A 16,782-nucleotide genomic window follows, 5' to 3' on the forward strand; every position below is an offset into this window, starting at 1 on the left:
CATGGCCGGCAACTTTCCGCCTCTGGTTCAGCAACCTTTGCAAGGCCTGCACGCCGTGGTCACCGGCGGTGGCAGCGGCATTGGCGCGGCCATCGCGCAAAGCCTGCTGCAGGCCGGCGCCCGCGTCACCTTGATGGGCCGCAACCACGAGCGCCTGCAGGTGCAGCAGCTGGCCCTGGCGGCCTTGGGTGAGGTGGGGTTTCAGATCGTCGATGTCGGGGATGAGGTCAGTGTGCAGCGCGGCTTCGCCGCCGCCACGGCGCTGGCGCCGGTGGACATCCTGGTCAACAACGCCGGCCAGGTGGAAACTGCGCCGATTTCGCGCACCTCGCTGGAGCTCTGGCAGCGCATGCTGCAGGTCAATCTGACCGGCACCTTTTTGTGCAGTCGCGAAGTCTTGCCGGTGATGACGGCGCGTGGCTTCGGCCGCATCATCAATGTGGCCAGCACCGCCGCGCTGACGGGTTATGCCTATGTGGCGGCCTACTGCGCCGCCAAGCATGGCGTGCTGGGCTTGACCCGCGCCATGGCGCAGGAAACAGCCAAGAAAGGCGTCACCGTCAACGCCGTCTGCCCCGGCTACACCGAGACCGACATCGTCGACCGGGCGGTGCAAACCATCATGCAAAAGACCGGCCGCAGCGCCGATGAAGCCCGTGCCGAGCTGGCCGCTGGCAACCCGCTGGGCCGCCTGATCCAGCCGCAGGAAGTGGCGGCCACCGTACTTTGGTTGGCGCGGCGCGACAGCGCGGCCATCAACGGCCAGGCGATCTCGGTCTGCGGGGGCGAGCTGCCATGACAAGCATGACAAGCGCCCTCGGTCCCGCCGAGCTGGACCCGGGCCTGGACCTGGGGCCGGACCTGGAATCGCGGGTGATCGACGACCACCACCAGGCGCTCAAGCTCTGGCTGCGCCTGCTGGCCTGCACCAACCGGGTGGAGGGGGTGATCCGCAAGCGCCTGAGCCAGGATTTCGCCACCACCTTGCCGCGCTTCGACCTGCTGGCCCAGCTGGAGCGCCACCCCGAAGGCCTGGCCATGCGCGAGCTCTCGCAGCGCCTGATGGTGACCGGCGGCAACATCACCGGCATCACCGACCAGCTCGAATCTGAAGGCTTGGTGGTGCGCGAGGCCCACCCCAGCGACCGTCGCTCCTTCACCGTCAAGCTCACGCCGCAAGGCCGGCGCCAGTTCAAGCGCATGGCGGCCACGCATGAGCAATGGGTGGTGGAGCTGCTGGGCGGCTGGTCGGCCGAGCAGAAGACGGAGCTCTACGGCCTGATGGCCGTGCTGAAAAATCATCTGGGGGCGCTGGACGCCGCGGCAGCTATCGCGGCGACCCCGAGCCCTGCGAGCAAGGAGAAAAAGAAATGACGGAACGCGCCATGAGCGAACACCTGCGCGAGGGCAATCGCCAGAGCCTGCAGGGCTACACGCCCCAGCACTTTGGCTGGGCCCAGCACGGCGATGTGGGCGTGATCACCCTGAACCGGCCCGAGCGCAAGAACCCGCTGACTTTTGAGAGCTATGCCGAGCTGCGCGATCTGTTCCGCCGTCTGAGCTATGTCGATGAAGTGCGCGCCATCGTCGTGCAGGGCGCGGGCGACAACTTCTGCAGCGGCGGCGATGTGCACGAGATCATCGGCCCGCTGACCACGATGAGCATGCCCGACCTGCTGGCCTTCACCCGCATGACGGGCGATCTGGTCAAGGCCATGCGCGCCTGCCCGCAGCCTGTGATCGCCGCCATTGACGGCGTCTGCGCCGGTGCCGGCGCCATCATGGCCATGGCCTCGGACCTGCGCGTCGGCACGGCGCGCAGCAAGACCGCGTTCCTGTTCACCCGCGTCGGCCTGGCCGGCTGCGATATGGGCGCCTGCTCCATCCTGCCGCGCATCGTCGGCCAGGGCCGCGCCTCGGACCTGCTCTACAGCGGCCGCAGCCTCGGTGGCGAGGAGGGCTTGAGCTGGGGCTTCATGAACCGCCTGGTCGCGCCCGAGCGCCTCTTGCCCGAGGCGCTGGAATGGGCGCAGCAGATCGCCGGCGGCCCGGCCTTTGCCCACGCCATGACCAAGAAGATGCTGCACCAGGAATGGGCCATGGGCGTGGACGAGGCCATCGAATCCGAAGCCCAGGCCCAGGCCATCTGCATGATGACGCAAGACTTCCACCGCGCGTATCACGCCTTCGTGGCCAAGCAGCGGCCCGAGTTTCAGGGAGACTGAGCGATGAGTGAGTCGATGGCGAACCCCGCCCTCAAGCACTTGGAGTGGCCGTTTTTCGAGCCGCGCCACCGCGAGTTGGCGGCACATCTGGACGCCTGGTGCGCCGAATTTCTGCACAGCGGCCATGGTGCCGATGTGGATGCTGAGTGCATCAGCCTGGTGCGCGCACTGGGGCAGGGTGGCTGGCTGCGCCATGCGGTGGCCGGCACGGCGCTTGGCGGCGCGGCCGAGGTGATCGACACCCGCGCCATCTGCCTGCTGCGTGAAACCTTGGCTCGCTACAACGGGCTGGCCGATTTCGCCTTTGCGATGCAGGGCCTGGGTTCGGGTGCGATCTCGCTGGCGGGCACGCCCGAGCAAAGAGAGCGTTATCTGCCGGCCGTGGCGCGCGGCGAGAAGCTGGCGGCCTTTGCCCTGTCCGAGCCGCAAGCCGGCTCCGATGTGGCGGCCCTGCAGTGCAGCGCTCGGTTAGACGGTGACAGCTATGTCTTGAACGGTGAGAAGACCTGGATCTCCAACGGGGGCATTGCCGACTTCTACGTGGTGTTTGCTCGGACTGGGGAAGCGGCCGGTTCGCGCGGCATCAGCGCCTTCATCGTCGATGCCGGCACGCCTGGCTTCGAGATTGCCGAGCGCATCGAGGTGATCGCGCCGCACCCGCTGGCGCGGCTGAAATTCAGCGACTGCCGCATCCCGGCCAGCCAGCGCATCGGCGCGCCGGCTGAAGGCTTCAAGATCGCCATGCGCACCCTCGACGTCTTCCGCACCTCGGTGGCCGCCGCCGCCTTGGGCTTTGCGCGGCGCGGCCTGCAAGAGGGCCTGGCCCAGGCCAAGAGCCGGGCCATGTTCGGCGCCCATCTGGCCGATCTGCCCCTGGCCCAGGCCAAGCTGGCCGAGATGGCCTGCACGGTGGACAGCTCGGCCCTGCTGGTCTACCGCGCCGCCTGGCAGCGCGACCAGGGCCAGACGGTCACGCGCGAGGCGGCGATGGCCAAGCTCATGGCCACCGAGGGCGCGCAGCAGGTGATTGACGCCGCCTTGCAACTGCATGGTGGCCGCGGCGTGCGCAGCGGCGAAATCGTGGAATCGCTGTACCGGGAAATCCGCGCCCTGCGCATTTACGAGGGCGCGAGCGAGGTGCAGCAGCTGATCATCGGACGGGACTTGCTGAAATGAACGCTTCTGCCTCCAGTACTGCCATGACCTACACCTCGCATCAGGACCGCTTTGCCTTCGAGCACCTGCCGCCGCGCGAGCAGTGGCCCGAGCTGATCTTCGAGCTGCCCGAGCTGCAGTTCCCCGAACGCCTGAACTGCGCGCATGAGCTGCTGGACGCCTGGGTCGAGCGCGGGCAGGGCGATCGCCTCTGTGTGCAAGGCTTTGGCGTTGACGGCCAGCCGCTGCGCTGGAGCTATGCCCAGCTACAAGCCGAGGCCAACCGCATCGCCCATGTGCTGGTCGATGAGCTGGGTGTGGTTCCGGGCAACCGCGTGCTGCTGCGCGGTGCCAACACGCCGGCCATGGCAGCCTGCTGGTTCGCGGTGATGAAGGTGGGCGCCATCGCCGTGGCCACCATGCCCCTGCTGCGCGCGGTGGAGCTGGAACAGATCATCCAGAAAGCCGAGATCCGCCACGCCCTGTGCGACGAGCGCCTGGCCGAGGAGCTGAGCCTGGCCCGCGAGCGCTGCCCGGGTCTGACACAGGCCCTGCTCTTCCACAGCGCGGCGCCTGAAGGCTTGGAGGCGCGCGCCGCGGCCAAGCCGGCGCAGTTCAGCACCGTGGACACCGCCGCTGAGGACTGCTGCATCATCGCCTTCACTTCGGGCACCACCGGGCAGCCCAAAGGCACCATGCATTTCCACCGCGATGTGATGGCCATCTGTCGCTGCTGGCCGCCGCATCTGCTGCGCCCGCAGGCCGACGATGTCTTCATCGGCAGCCCGCCGCTGGCCTTCACCTTTGGCCTGGGCGGCCTGCTGCTGTTCCCGATGACGGTGGGCGCCTCGACCGTGCTGCTGGAAAAAGCCTCGCCCGAGGCCTTGCTGCCGGCCGTGGCCCGCTACGGCGCCAGCGTCATGTTCACCGCGCCCACCTCCTACCGGGTGATGGCCCCGCTGCTGGATCAGCATGATCTGAGCAGCCTGCGCAAATGCGTCAGCGCCGGCGAGGCCTTGCCCGCTGCCACGCGCCAGCTCTGGAAAGAAGCGACCCGTGGCCGCACGGCGGCGGGCGAGGGCGGTATCGAGCTGATCGACGGCATCGGCGCCACCGAGCTGCTGCATATTTTTATCTCGCACGACGAGGCCACGGCCCGGCCGGGTGCCACCGGTCGGCCGGTGCCGGGTTACCGCGCCTGCGTGCTGGGCGAGGAGGGTCAGGTCTTGCCACCCGGCCAGGTGGGCCGCCTGGCCGTCAAGGGCCCGACCGGCTGCCGCTACCTGGCCGACGAGCGCCAGAAGAACTATGTGCTGAACGGCTGGAACCTGACCGGCGATGCCTACCTTGTCGACGAGCAGGGTTTCTTCGTCTACCAGGCGCGCACCGACGACATGATCATCTCCGGCGGCTACAACATTGCCGGCCCCGAAGTGGAAGCGGCCCTGCTGCTGCATCCGGCCGTGGCCGAGTGCGGAGTGGTGGGGCAGGCTGATGAGGAGCGCGGCCAGATCGTCAAGGCCGTGGTGGTGCTGCGCCCCGGCTTCGAGGCCGGGCCCGAGCTGTGCAAGACCTTGCAGGATTTCGTCAAGGCCACCATCGCCCCCTACAAATACCCGCGCGCCATCGAGTTCCGCGAGCGCCTGCCGCGCACCGAAACCGGCAAGCTGCAACGCTTCCGCCTTCGTCACCCTGCTTGAGTTGTCCGTTCCTGTCGCTGATCGTTTGTTCACCCCAACCTGTCCCTTGGAGAGCTTTGTCATGAACTTGCCCCAGAAGAAGAGCGTCTCGTCCCTTCGCTTGGCAGCCCTTGCCGCTGCACTCTTGTGCAGCCAGGCTGCGGTGCAGGCGGCCGACAAGGTCAAGGTGGGCCTGCTCAGCACCTTGTCTGGCCCCGGTGCTGGCCTGGGCGTGGACATCCGTGATGGCTTCCAGCTGGGGCTCAAGCATGCGGGCGGCAAGTTCGGTGGCCTGCCGGTCGAGCTGATCACCGCGGACGACCAGCAGAACCCCGAGGTCGCCAAGCAGACCTCGGACCGCCTGATCAAGCGCGACAAGGTCGACTTCATGACCGGCATCGTGTTTTCCAACCTGATGCTGGCCGTGGGCCCCAGCGTGTTCGAGAGCAAGACGCCCTACATCAGCGCCAATGCCGGCCCCTCGCAATACGCGGGTGAGCAGTGCAACCCCTATTTCTTCAACGTGGCCTGGCAGAACGACAACCTGCACGAGGCCGTGGGCAAGACGGTGATGGACAAGGGTTTCAAGAAGCTGGTGCTGCTGGCGCCCAACTACCCGGCCGGCAAGGATGCGCTGACCGGCTTCAAGCGCTTTTACAAAGGTGCGGTGGTCGAGGAGATCTACACCAAGCTCGGCCAGCTGGACTACGCCGCCGAGCTGGCGCAGGCGCGCGCCGCCAAGCCCGATGCCATGTACATCTTCCTGCCCGGCGGCATGGGCATCAACTTCATCAAGCAGTTTGTCGGCGCCGGCCTGTCCAAGGACGTGACCCTGTTCGGCCCCGGCTTCTCGGCCGACGAGGATGTGATCAAGGCCGTGGGCGAGCCCATGCTGGGCATGTTCAACAGCTCGCACTGGGCGCATGACATGGACAACGCCGCCAATAAGAAGTTCGTGGCGGACTTCCAGAAAGACTACGGCCGCCTGCCTTCGCTCTACGCCAGCCAGGGCTATGACGCGGCCTTGCTGATGAACGCCGCGGTGCGCGATGTGAAGGGCAAGATCGAAGACAAGGACGCGCTGCTCAAGGCCATCAAGGCCGCCAAGTTCGAGTCCGTGCGTGGTGCTTTCAAGTTCAACAACAACCAATACCCGATCCAGGACTACTACCTGCGCGTGATCGGCAAAGACGCCCAGGGCCGCGTCACCAACAAGACCCTGGGTAAGATCTTCAGCAACCATGCGGATGCCTACGCGGCGTCGTGCAAGATGGCGGCCAAGTGAGCTGAGGCCCAGCGATGGATTGGGTGCTCGTCGCCGAGCAGGCCTTGAACGGCCTGCAGTTCGGACTCATGCTGTTTTTGCTGGCCGCCGGGCTGACCCTGGTGTTCGGCATCATGGACATGATCAATTTGGCCCATGGCTCGCTGTACATGGTGGGCGCCTACTTGGCAGCCGCCGTGGCGCAGGCGACGGGTTCCTTCGGCCTGGCGGTGCTGGGCTCGCTCTTGGGCACGGCGGTGTTCGGCATGTTGCTCGAGATGAGCGTGCTGCGCCGGCTTTATGCGCGCGACCACCTGTCCCAGGTGCTGGCGACCTTTGCCCTGATCCTGATCTGCAATGAGGGCGTGCGCATGATCTGGGGCGAGCAGCCGGTGATGCTGAACACGCCGGCAGCGCTGTCCGGGCCGGTGGAACTGCTGCCGGGCCTTTATTACCCGGCCTACCGCCTGCTCATCATCGGCGTCGGTCTGGCCGTGGCTCTGCTGCTCTACCTGCTGGTGACGCGCAGCCGCATCGGCATGTGGGTGCGGGCCGGCGCCTCGAACCGACCGATGGCCACGGCCTTGGGCGTGAACATCCGCTGGTTGTTCACGGCGGTGTTCGGCTTCGGCGCGGCGCTGTGCGCGCTGGCCGGTTCGCTGCTGGGCCCGTTGCTGGCAGTGCAGGTGGGCATGGGCGAGAGCATCCTGATCCTGGCCTTTGTGGTGGTCGTGATCGGTGGCATCGGCTCCATCCGCGGCGCCTTGGTCGGCGCGCTCTTGGTGGGCGTGGTGGACACCTGCAGCCGCAGCCTGCTGCCCGCCGCCTTGCGCCAACTGGCCTCGCCCGAACTGGCCGCCAATCTGGGCCCGGCGCTGGCCTCCATCCTGATTTACGTCTTGATGGCGGCCGTGCTGTTCTGGAAACCGCAGGGCCTGTTCCCGGCGCGTGGTTGAGATGCGATGCGGACCCACGAACACACATCCATGAAGCACAACAGCACCGACACCGCAGCGCCCGCGCTCAGCCGGCTTGACCATCGTGGCCTCGGGCTTTGGGCCTGGCCGCTGCTGGCGGCCCTGGCCGCCTTGCCGCCCCTGCTCACAGCCCTGGGCCTGGAGTTCTACACCGGCGTGGCCAGCCGGGCGCTGATCTTTGTGATTGCAGCGTCCAGCCTGAACCTGATCCTCGGTTTCGGCGGCATGGTCAGCTTTGGCCATGCGGCCTTTGTCGGCCTGGGTGCGTACACCGTGGGCATCTTGATGGACGCAGGCATCAGCTCGGCCTGGATCGCCTGGCCCGTGGCCATGTTGGTCAGCGGCCTGGCGGCGGGCTTGATTGGCGCCATCAGCCTGCGCACACGCGGGGTCTACTTCATCATGATCACGCTGGCCTTTGCGCAGATGTTCTATTACCTGGCCGTGTCCTTGAAGGCCTACGGCGGCGAGGACGGCCTGCCGCTGGTCCAGCGCTCGCAGCTCAGCGGCCTGGTCAATTTGCAGAACGATGCGCAGATGTACTGGCTGCTGCTGGTCTTGGCGGCGGCGGTGATGTGGGGCTTGCAGCGCCTGATCAACTCGCCCTTTGGCCACCTGCTGCAGGGCATCAAGGAGAACGAGGCACGCATGCATGCCCTGGGCGCGCGGGTGTTCGCCCTGCAGTGGCAGGCCTTTGTGCTGGCCGGTGCGATCGCCGGCCTTGCCGGTGCGCTGCTGGCGAACCTGAGCGGCCTGGTCACGCCGCACACCTTGCACTGGTCGCAGTCGGGCCAGCTGATGATTATGGTCATCATCGGCGGCGCCGGCTCGCTCTGGGGCGGGCCTCTGGGTGCTGTGGTGCTCTTGCTGCTGGAGGAACTGCTCAGCGGCTACACCTTGCATTGGCAGATGGCCCTGGGCCTGCTGCTGCTGGCCGTGGTGATGCTGGCGCCGCAAGGCCTGGCCGGCCTGGCCGCACGCTGGAGGACACGGGCATGAGCGCGGCACTTCAGAACACCGGGCCCATGCTGCAGGTCGAGCGCCTGTGCAAGCGCTTCGGCGCCCTGGCCGCCACGGACGAGGCCAGCTTTGCCCTGCACCGCGGCGAGATCCATGCCTTGATCGGCCCCAATGGCGCCGGCAAGACCACGCTGATCCACCAGCTCTCGGGCGCGCTGCGGCCGGACAGTGGCCGCGTGCTGCTCGACGGGCAAGACCTGACCCCCCTGGGCATGGCCGGCCGCGTCGCCGCCGGCCTGGTGCGCTCCTTCCAGATCACCAGCATCTTCAAACGCCTGAGCGTGCGCGACAACATCGCCCTGGGCTTGCAGGCGCGCCGGCCTGGCTTGCCCAGTTTGTGGCGCCGCGCTTCGGCCGAGCGGGCCTTGCAGGAGCAGGCTGAAGCTTTGCTGGAGCTGTGCGGCCTGGCGGCGCGGGCCGACGAGCTGGCGGGCAGCCTGGCCCATGGCGAACAGCGGCAGCTGGAGGTGGGCCTGGCCCTGGCGGCGCAGCCGCGCTTGCTGTTGCTGGACGAGCCCATGGCCGGCATGGGCCCCGACGAATCCGAGCGCATGGTGCTGCTGCTGCAGCGCCTGCGCGCCGAGCAAGGCCTGACCCTGCTGCTGGTGGAGCATGACATGGACGCGGTGTTCCGCCTGGCCGACCGCATCTCCACCCTGGTGTTTGGCCGCATCATCGCCAGCGGCACGCCGCGGGAGATTCGCGAGCACCCCGAGGTGCGCCGCGCCTATCTGGGCGACGAGGCCACTGACGAAATGGAGGCCGCGCTGTGAGCACAGGAACTGGCGTGCAAGGCTCGGGCGGCGAAGCCCTTTTGGAAGTGAGCGGTCTGCAGGCCGCTTACGGCAGCAGCCAGGTGCTGTTCGGGCTCGATTTGCGTTTGCAGGCCGGCGAGGTACTGACCCTGCTGGGCCGCAATGGCATGGGCAAGAGCACCACACTGCGCTGCCTGTGCGGCTGGATGGCGCCCACTGCTGGGCGCATTCGCTTCTGTGGCGAGGACGTGACCGGCTGGTCGGCCGACCGCATCGCCCGCCTGGGCCTGGGCCTGGTGCCGGAAGGGCGGCAGATCTTCCCCAACCTCAGCGTGCGCGAGAACCTCACGGCTTTTGCCGCCAACCGCTGCGCCGCGCGCGAGCCCTGGACCGAGGAGCGCGTGTTTCATCTGTTCCCGCGCCTGCAGGAGCGCGCCGCCAATATGGGCAATCAGCTCTCGGGCGGCGAGCAGCAGATGCTGGCGATTGCGCGCGCCCTGATGGGCAACCCGCGGCTGCTGGTGCTGGACGAGGCCAGCGAGGGCCTGGCGCCCCTGGTGCGCGAGGAGATCTGGCGCTGCCTGGATCACCTGCGCGCAGCGGGGCAGACGATTCTGGTGGTGGACAAATACGTGCGGCGCCTGATCCGCCTGGCCGACCGGCACCACATCCTGGAGCGTGGCCGCATGGTCTGGTCGGGCGACTCGGCCGAGCTGGCCGCGCAGCCCGAGCTCTGGCAGCGCTATCTGGGGGTGTGATTGGTGAGCACGAACATGAACACGAACACGGAAACGAAGCTCGGCGAGCCCGCGCCCCGCTGGGTGTTCGAGCGCCGCGAGCGGGTGCGTTTCGGCCATTGCGACCCGGCCGGCATCGTCTTCTACCCGCGTTATTTCGAGATGCTCAACGCCTTGATCGAAGACTGGGTCAGCGAGGGCCTGGGCGTGGATTTTTCGCAGCTGCTGGGCCCGCGCCGCGTGGGCCTGCCGACCGTGCACCTGGAAACCGATTTCCGGCGCATCAGCCGCATGGGCGACACTCTGATCCAGCGCATCGCCATCACCCGCCTGGGCCGCAGCTCGCTGGGGCTGACGGTGCGTTTTGAGGGGGAGGGCGATGATGAGGGCAGGGCGCCCGAGTCGAGCGAGCCCCATCCCGGCGCTCGCGTGGTGTTTCAGCAGGTGCTGGTCTGCACCTCGCTGGACACCCACCGCCCCCAAGCCTTTCCCGACGATTTGCGCGCAGCCTTGCAAGCAGCGCTTGACCGGCCTGCCCCGCAGGCCCGAGGAGTGAGTTCCCCATGAGCAGTACCCCCCAAGGCTCGATTGCCGATCACAAACAAATCCTGCAACCGGCCGGCTGGGCCGCGCCACGCGGCTATGCCAATGGCGTGGCGGCCACGGGTCGCCAGGTCTTTGTGGCCGGCCAGATCGGCTGGAACGCGCAGTGCCAGTTCGAGAGCGATGACTTCATCGCCCAGGTGCGCCAGTCGCTGATCAACATCAAGGCCGTGCTGGCCGAAGCCGGCGCCACCCCTGCCCACATCACCCGCATGACCTGGTACCTGCTGGACAAGCGCGAATACCTGGCCCGTGGCCGCGAGGTGGGCCAGGCCTACCGCGAGGTGCTGGGGCATGAGTACCAGATCGCCATGTCGGCGGTGCAGGTGGCGGGCCTGATGGAAGAACGGGCCAAAGTCGAGATCGAGGTCACCGCCGTCATACCTTGAACGCCAACCCGGACTTTGCGCTGCCTCAGCCGGGCTGAGGTTCCTGCTGGTTACAGTGGCCTTACTTCCAATGGCCTGGGCCACAAGCCGCGATGAGATCCACAGGCGCTGTCGATGCCAACCGATAGCACTTTCAGAGACCACGAACGAAGAAAACAGATCGAGAGACACACCATGAGCAAGAGCAACAAGGCACCTTCTCCTTCATTCCACTGGGACGACCCCCTGCTGCTGAACGAGCAGCTCAGCGACGACGAGCGCATGGTGCGCGACGCGGCGGCGGCTTACTGCCAGGAACGCTTGGCGCCGCGCGTGCTCGAGGCCTTCCGTCATGAGCGCACCGATCTGGCCATTTTCCGCGAGATGGGTGAGATCGGCCTCTTGGGCCCCACCATCGCGCCCGAGTACGGCGGCCCGGGCCTCAACTACGTGGCCTACGGCTTGATCGCCCGCGAGGTGGAGCGCGTGGATTCGGGCTACCGCTCCATGATGAGCGTGCAGAGCTCGCTGGTCATGGTGCCGATCAATGAGTTCGGCAACGAAGCCACCAAGCAGAAATACCTGCCCAAGCTGGCCACCGGCGAATGGATCGGCTGCTTCGGCCTGACCGAACCCAACCACGGCTCCGACCCGGGCTCCATGGTCACCCGCGCCAAGAAGGTGGACGGCGGCTACAGCCTGACGGGTTCCAAGATGTGGATCACCAACAGCCCGGTGGCCGATGTCTTCGTGGTCTGGGCCAAGGACGACGAAGGCGCCATCCGCGGCTTTGTGCTGGAGAAGGGCTGGAAGGGCCTGAGCGCCCCGGCCATCCATGGCAAGGTGGGCCTGCGTGCCTCCATCACGGGCGAAATCGTTATGGACGGCGTGTTCTGCCCGGAAGAAAACGCATTCCCCGAAGTGCGCGGCCTGAAAGGCCCGTTTACCTGCCTGAACAGTGCGCGCTACGGCATCGCCTGGGGCGCGCTGGGCGCGGCCGAAGACTGCTGGCACACCGCCCGCCAGTACGTGCTGGACCGCCAGCAGTTCGGCAAGCCCCTGGCCGCCAACCAGCTGATCCAGAAAAAGCTGGCCGATATGCAGACCGAGATCACCCTGGGCCTGCAAGGCTGCTTGCGCCTGGGCCGCATGAAGGACGAAGGTACGGCGGCGGTGGAGATCACCTCCATCATGAAGCGCAACAGCTGCGGCAAGAGCCTGGACATCGCCCGCATGGCCCGCGACATGCTGGGCGGCAACGGCATCAGCGATGAATTCGGCATCGCCCGCCACCTGGTGAACCTGGAGGTGGTCAACACCTACGAAGGCACCCACGACATCCATGCCCTGATCCTGGGACGGGCGCAGACGGGGATTGCGGCGTTCTGAAGCCAGCACCTGCGCGGCTTGCGATCTGGCTGGGCTGCGCGATCACACGGCTTGTCGAGCTGCGCCCGCTGCGGCTCGCGGCTGTTTCAGTGCAGCAGGGCAAACCGGTCGTGTCCGAAGCCCCTGTGTAGGTCGGGCCGCGGTACCACTCTGTAGAGTGCCTGCGGCTCCCGCAGCTGGCGTGGCAGGCAGTCCATCGGGCTGCGCACGGCGCCCCCACCCAGCTTGAGCACATGGGTGTAGATCATGGTGGTGGCCACGTCCGCGTGCCCCAGCAACTCTTGCACCGTGCGGATGTCGTAGCCGGTTTGCAGCAAATGCGTTGCGAAGCAATGGCGCAGGGTGTGCGGTGTGGCCGGCTTGCTGATTCGGGCGGCTTTGATCGCTCGCTTGAAGGCGCGCTGAAAGGTCTCGGCATACAGGTGGTGGCGCCGGATTACCCCGCTGCGGGGATCGGTGGACAGTTGCGCTTGCGGAAAGACCCAGAACCAGGCCCAGCTGCTGCCGGCGCGGGGGTACTTGCGCTCCAGGGCGTAGGGCAAATCCACGCCGGCCTGCCCGGCTTCCACATCGCCCCACCAGATGGGCCGGACGCGGGCCAGTTGATCCCGCAAAGGCTTGGCCAATGAGGCCGGCAGCATGACCACCCGGTCCTTGGCACCTTTGCCCTGACGCACGTAGATCGCGCCTTGGGCGAAATCCAGATCCTTGACCCGCAAGCCCAGCGCCTCGGAAATGCGCATGCCCGTGCCATACAAAAGCTGGGCCAGGAGTTGATGTTCGCCCTCCATGGCCTGCAGCACCGAGGAGACTTCACCCATGCTCAGCACCACCGGCAAGCGCCGTTTGGGCACGGGCCGGCCAATGTCTTTCATCCAGGGCAGTTGCAGGCCCAAGACCTGCCCATAGAGAAAGAGCAGGGCAGACAGCGCCTGCCGGTGGCTGGAGGGTGCCAAACCGCGATCTGAAGCCAGATGCGTCAGGTAGGCCTCCACCTCCGCCCCACCCATCTCGCGGGGATGTCGCATCCCATGGAAGCGGATGAAGGCGCGCGACCAGTACACATATGCCTGTTCGGTGCTGCGGCTGTAATGGAGAAAACGCACCCGTTCGCGCAACTGATCGAGCAGTTTGATGGGGCGAGGCATTGGCGTAGCCGGAGGCTCCGCCGCTGCGGGTTGTTGTGGCTGCGGCCTCAGTTCGGGCGCCTGGGACGACAACGGTAAACCAGGTCCTGCGAGGGCGTCTGAATGCTCGGCGTCGGACCATGGAGGCGGACGCAACAACCCGCGATTTGATGGCAACATGCTGACCTGCCTCACTCCTGACGGCACCGCGCGAACCGGTCAGGCACTTTGTAAGCAGCGCGGCTTTTGTCATGAAATTTAATACTGTATGAAAAAACAGTCAATCGATGAAAAAAGTCAGCGCCGACAAGCCCTTGCGCGGCCGTTCTGCCCTACGGTTATTGCGACACCAGCCGTGATAAGCGGCGGGTGGGTGCGATATACAACACGTTAGCCATCTAGTCCATTGCGGAGAAAAGATGCCAACAGCCGAGAGATTTGCGTTCGTCCAGACGCGTAGTGCGAGTCTCGGTGAGAGCTTGTTGATCCTGCTGCTTTGGCTGGCAGCTGGCGTTTGGTTCTACAACCAGCAGGAAAATCTAGTCGCTTCCCGCAAGCTGCGCGACGCAGTGTCAACGGACGTCGTATTTCTTACAGCCGCGTGTCATAGGAATACGTATCGCAGTGGCCCCCGAGCCTTCCTTACAAAGATATATGTTTATGTTCCAAAGCCCTCCGGCGACCCAAAGACATCGTACGAAGTAGAAGATCCGATTCCATATCGATCTTTGGATGAATGCGAAGCAGAGTTGGCGTTGGCAGGTTCAAAGTTCAGGCGATTGCATGTTTGGTACGACCGAAATTTCCCGTGGAAGGCAAGTTGGTCCCTTGATGAGCCGTCATCAAATCCAATTCTTTGGTTCTTCGGAGCGGGCGCCGTCGTCATACTTTGGCCTGCACTGGCTGCAAATCGCAGAAGACGTGCCGCACAAGCTGATGGCTAATGCGATGGCTAACCACTCATTCGAGCCGACGCCCTTCGGCGCGGCTCAATTCAAACGTTAGACGGTGCAATCCAAACCTTGCATCCTCCGAATCATGTGTCTCGCTGTTTACCTTGGAAGTGACCATCCGGTCGAAGAGATCTCGTGGAACAAGGAGAGTCCGGCGTTCTACGTTGAGGAGGTCAACGCGTCAGAACCTGTGCGCAAGCAGTTCTCGGGAAAGTATGTCTACTACGCTGGTTCCCATGAAGGTTGTGGGTGCGGCTTCTCCAAGGATGGCGAGCCGCCAGAGGAACTTGCAATTTGTCAGGCCAACTACGACGCACTAGGCGCAGTAATCAGGACGGCGACGCAGTACGGGGCAAAAGTCCAGATCTTCACCTGCTGGGACGGTGATCAAGCCGACGAACCTGAGTCGGTTCAGGCCATCACGTTAAAAGCACTAACCGAACCATCCTATGAGCTCCAGCAGCTTGAACTGCTCAACGTTGCCAGCGACGTCTAACCCCTCGCTCGAGGGGACCTCCGCCAGCTGGCCGCGCTACGCTGCCTGTACATTTTCAGCTCCGCGCGGCCAGCTGGCTGCGGCCCCTCAGCTCGAACGTTGTGCAGCAAGCTAAGCAACGCATGAAGATCCGCCTTCGGTCTGTCGCTCGCCACGGCCTCGCAGGGCAATGCCCATCGCGCATGTTCGAGTCGGGCGCAGTTCAAGCGCTGTCAGTCCCTGGCCGCCGTGATCTTGCCTGGCTGAGCAAGACCGCTTGTTCTCCGTTTCGTCTTGCGCCGCTACCTGGCAGGCGGACAAGGCGCTTGGCGCCTCGGGCGTTCGCCGCGTGGGTACCGCTTCGGTATGCTGTGGGCCAGTTCCACGGCAGTGCCTCCGAGGTGGCTCTGCACAACCTGTCATTGGAGCGGACCGCCTTCGGCGTCCGCTCACTTTCACGTTAAAGCGCATGCAACTCCTCGCACAGCAGATCGCAGCAAGCCCCGCCGATACCGAGCGGGAGGACCTTGCTTATGTGCACATCCATGCGACAGATGGCTATGTCCTGTCGCTGGCGCGTGCTGCGGAGTCTGATCTTGTCGAAGTGATGGTCGTAGATCAGCTTAACCACAAGACGAATCTCGTCCATGCCCGGCTCACACGACAACAATTACAAATCAGCGTGCCAGCGTCAGTAGCCAGCCAACTCGACGGACATTGCGCGTACGAAGTCTTGCTAAACGAACGCGGCGACGTATCGGAACTGCATCAGGCGCTAAGTGCAATATTTGCGGGCGTGGGTACCTATGAGCATTCGCTTTAACCTTTCATTGCAGCGGACCTGCGCCAGCTACGCTGGCTGGTCCGCTGAATTCAAACGTTAGAGCGCAGAATGCAAATCGACAGCACTGACTTTCGAGCGGCCCTTGAGAAGGGCGTCAAGTGGGAGGAAAACGTCTTCCGTTACTGCACCTTTGAGAAGCTGAGTGAGGAGGGTGCGCATGTCACGTCGGAGTTTATTGACTGCAGGTTCGAAGGCTGCGACTGGTATTGGGGGTTGTTCAATTCGGCCACCTTTGTCGGAGTCACCTTCAAGAACTGCAGCTTTCGCGGCAGCTCGTTCTCGGGGTGCCGATTTGTCGAGTGCCACTTTGATGCTTGCATCTTCACGGCTGACAACCTGGGCGGAGGCTGCTCTTTCGAAGGTAGCCGCTGGTACGCCTGCCGTCAAAGCAACTGCAATGGTCTGGCCGGAGTCTTCGAAGATGCGCTCTAACCAGTCGCTCGAGCCGACTCGCGTCGGCAAGCCGCCGCTCGCGGCTCAGCTTCAACGCTATGCAGCAGGCTAAGCAAATCTCGAAGATCCATTTTCGGTTGGGCGCTCGCGGCGATCGCGCGACGCAACGGGCCGAGGCTTTCTCGGGTTCGGGCTGGCCGCAAACAGCTCCCGCTTTCGGTCGCCGTGATCTCGCCGGCTCTAGCCAAGCTGGCCTTTCGCTTTCCTCAGTTCGCCGCCCGCCGCATGGTGAGGAGGCAGCCTGTCGCCTCGGGCGCCTGCGGCGTTGGTACCGCTTCGGTATGCTCTCGGCCACTTCCACCGCAGTGCCTCCGAAGATGGCTCTGCATAGCCGGTCGTTGCAGCGGACCGCCTGCGGCGTCCGCTGACCTTTACGTTAGCCATGGCAGACGCTCAAGCATTGTTCCCCTTCTTCGTGTCGTCGGTTCCTCGTCCACTGAGCGCCCAGGAGCGGGCTATTGTTGAGCGTCTGCTTCGCGAACAATCACCCCAGTATTCAGAGCAAGCGGGCGCACTAAAGGTTGTCGGAAGATGTGGCTGCGGTGCTTGCCCAACGGTCTTCTTTCAGTCTCACAAAGATGGCGACTGCGAAGTAGACTTGGTGACCATGGCTGGCAAAGATGAAGCCGGCGGCCTGGTTGCGGCGGTTCTTGTCGCGAAGGAAGGTGCTCTTTCGCAACTCGAGTTCTACTCAGTCGACGGTCATGATCCTTGGGGGATTCCGAATGTCGAGACCTTGGCGCCGTGGTGATTTCATG

Annotated in this window: 19 protein-coding genes; 18 read left to right on the plus strand and 1 reads right to left on the minus strand. The window is 65.0% G+C overall.

Annotation, left to right across the window (positions count from 1 at the left end; genetic code table 11):
• Position 1 precedes the first annotated feature (1 nt).
• The 13 genes from OOB33_RS13515 to OOB33_RS13575 all read left to right on the plus strand — a co-directional run bounded on the left by OOB33_RS13515 (position 2) and on the right by OOB33_RS13575 (position 12,172).
• On the plus strand, positions 2-799 hold the full coding sequence (locus tag OOB33_RS13515; protein ID WP_102769990.1) for an SDR family NAD(P)-dependent oxidoreductase: 798 nt from the start codon (positions 2-4) through the stop codon (positions 797-799).
• A 5-nt stretch (positions 800-804) separates the two neighbouring features.
• Positions 805-1,374: a MarR family winged helix-turn-helix transcriptional regulator gene (locus tag OOB33_RS13520; protein WP_271010055.1), complete on the plus strand. Its 570-nt coding sequence runs from the start codon at positions 805-807 to the stop codon at positions 1,372-1,374.
• The gene (locus tag OOB33_RS13525) at positions 1,371-2,225 is read left to right on the plus strand and encodes an enoyl-CoA hydratase family protein (protein ID WP_271009058.1); all 855 of its coding nucleotides are present in this window, start codon (positions 1,371-1,373) and stop codon (positions 2,223-2,225) included. The genes OOB33_RS13520 and OOB33_RS13525 overlap by 4 nt, the downstream gene beginning before the upstream one ends.
• A gap of 15 nt (positions 2,226-2,240) precedes the next feature.
• Entirely contained in the window at positions 2,241-3,401 is a 1,161-nt protein-coding gene (locus OOB33_RS13530; protein ID WP_271009059.1) for an acyl-CoA dehydrogenase family protein, read from the plus strand.
• A gap of 23 nt (positions 3,402-3,424) precedes the next feature.
• On the plus strand, positions 3,425-5,080 hold the full coding sequence (locus OOB33_RS13535; RefSeq protein WP_271010056.1) for an AMP-binding protein: 1,656 nt from the start codon (positions 3,425-3,427) through the stop codon (positions 5,078-5,080).
• A 61-nt stretch (positions 5,081-5,141) separates the two neighbouring features.
• Entirely contained in the window at positions 5,142-6,344 is a 1,203-nt protein-coding gene (locus OOB33_RS13540; RefSeq protein ID WP_271009060.1) for an ABC transporter substrate-binding protein, read from the plus strand.
• A 14-nt stretch (positions 6,345-6,358) separates the two neighbouring features.
• The gene (locus OOB33_RS13545) at positions 6,359-7,279 is read left to right on the plus strand and encodes a branched-chain amino acid ABC transporter permease (protein WP_271009061.1); all 921 of its coding nucleotides are present in this window, start codon (positions 6,359-6,361) and stop codon (positions 7,277-7,279) included.
• 30 nt (positions 7,280-7,309) lie between these two features.
• On the plus strand, positions 7,310-8,299 hold the full coding sequence (locus OOB33_RS13550) for a branched-chain amino acid ABC transporter permease (RefSeq protein ID WP_271009062.1): 990 nt from the start codon (positions 7,310-7,312) through the stop codon (positions 8,297-8,299).
• Positions 8,296-9,093 (plus strand): ABC transporter ATP-binding protein, encoded by a 798-nt coding sequence (locus OOB33_RS13555; RefSeq protein WP_271009063.1) that lies wholly within the window; start codon positions 8,296-8,298, stop codon positions 9,091-9,093. The genes OOB33_RS13550 and OOB33_RS13555 overlap by 4 nt, the downstream gene beginning before the upstream one ends.
• Positions 9,094-9,134: 41 nt before the next feature.
• The gene (locus OOB33_RS13560) at positions 9,135-9,833 is read left to right on the plus strand and encodes an ABC transporter ATP-binding protein (RefSeq protein ID WP_409994045.1); all 699 of its coding nucleotides are present in this window, start codon (positions 9,135-9,137) and stop codon (positions 9,831-9,833) included.
• A gap of 15 nt (positions 9,834-9,848) precedes the next feature.
• On the plus strand, positions 9,849-10,379 hold the full coding sequence (locus OOB33_RS13565) for an acyl-CoA thioesterase (RefSeq protein WP_271009064.1): 531 nt from the start codon (positions 9,849-9,851) through the stop codon (positions 10,377-10,379).
• A complete protein-coding gene (locus OOB33_RS13570; RefSeq protein WP_271009065.1) occupies positions 10,376-10,804 on the plus strand; it encodes a RidA family protein in 429 nt (142 codons plus the stop codon). Before OOB33_RS13565 ends, OOB33_RS13570 begins: the two co-directional genes overlap by 4 nt.
• Positions 10,805-10,978: 174 nt before the next feature.
• Positions 10,979-12,172 carry an acyl-CoA dehydrogenase gene (locus tag OOB33_RS13575; RefSeq protein ID WP_271009066.1) on the plus strand — a complete coding sequence of 398 codons (1,194 nt, stop codon included), beginning with the start codon at positions 10,979-10,981 and terminating at the stop codon, positions 12,170-12,172.
• A gap of 86 nt (positions 12,173-12,258) precedes the next feature.
• Here OOB33_RS13575 and OOB33_RS13580 read toward each other — a convergent pair whose 3' ends face one another.
• Positions 12,259-13,320 carry an integron integrase gene (locus OOB33_RS13580; protein WP_442953012.1) on the minus strand — a complete coding sequence of 354 codons (1,062 nt, stop codon included), beginning with the start codon at positions 13,318-13,320 and terminating at the stop codon, positions 12,259-12,261.
• Between the two features lie 711 nt (positions 13,321-14,031).
• On the opposite strand from OOB33_RS13580, the gene OOB33_RS13585 reads away from it, so the two are divergent.
• The 5 genes from OOB33_RS13585 to OOB33_RS24560 all read left to right on the plus strand — a co-directional run bounded on the left by OOB33_RS13585 (position 14,032) and on the right by OOB33_RS24560 (position 16,775).
• Positions 14,032-14,304: a hypothetical protein gene (locus OOB33_RS13585; protein ID WP_271009067.1), complete on the plus strand. Its 273-nt coding sequence runs from the start codon at positions 14,032-14,034 to the stop codon at positions 14,302-14,304.
• A 33-nt stretch (positions 14,305-14,337) separates the two neighbouring features.
• Complete coding sequence (locus tag OOB33_RS13590; protein WP_271009068.1) at positions 14,338-14,748, plus strand: hypothetical protein; 411 nt, start codon at positions 14,338-14,340, stop codon at positions 14,746-14,748.
• Between the two features lie 448 nt (positions 14,749-15,196).
• Positions 15,197-15,550 carry a hypothetical protein gene (locus tag OOB33_RS13595; RefSeq protein ID WP_271009069.1) on the plus strand — a complete coding sequence of 118 codons (354 nt, stop codon included), beginning with the start codon at positions 15,197-15,199 and terminating at the stop codon, positions 15,548-15,550.
• 69 nt (positions 15,551-15,619) lie between these two features.
• Positions 15,620-16,003, plus strand: coding sequence for a pentapeptide repeat-containing protein (locus OOB33_RS13600; RefSeq protein WP_271009070.1), 384 nt, complete (start codon positions 15,620-15,622; stop codon positions 16,001-16,003).
• Positions 16,004-16,406: 403 nt separating this feature from the next.
• The gene (locus OOB33_RS24560; protein ID WP_442953013.1) at positions 16,407-16,775 is read left to right on the plus strand and encodes a DUF6984 family protein; all 369 of its coding nucleotides are present in this window, start codon (positions 16,407-16,409) and stop codon (positions 16,773-16,775) included.
• Positions 16,776-16,782: the final 7 nt, after the last annotated feature.

The organism is Paucibacter sp. B51, assembly GCF_027863535.1.
Taxonomy (GTDB): domain Bacteria; phylum Pseudomonadota; class Gammaproteobacteria; order Burkholderiales; family Burkholderiaceae_C; genus Paucibacter_A; species Paucibacter_A aquatilis.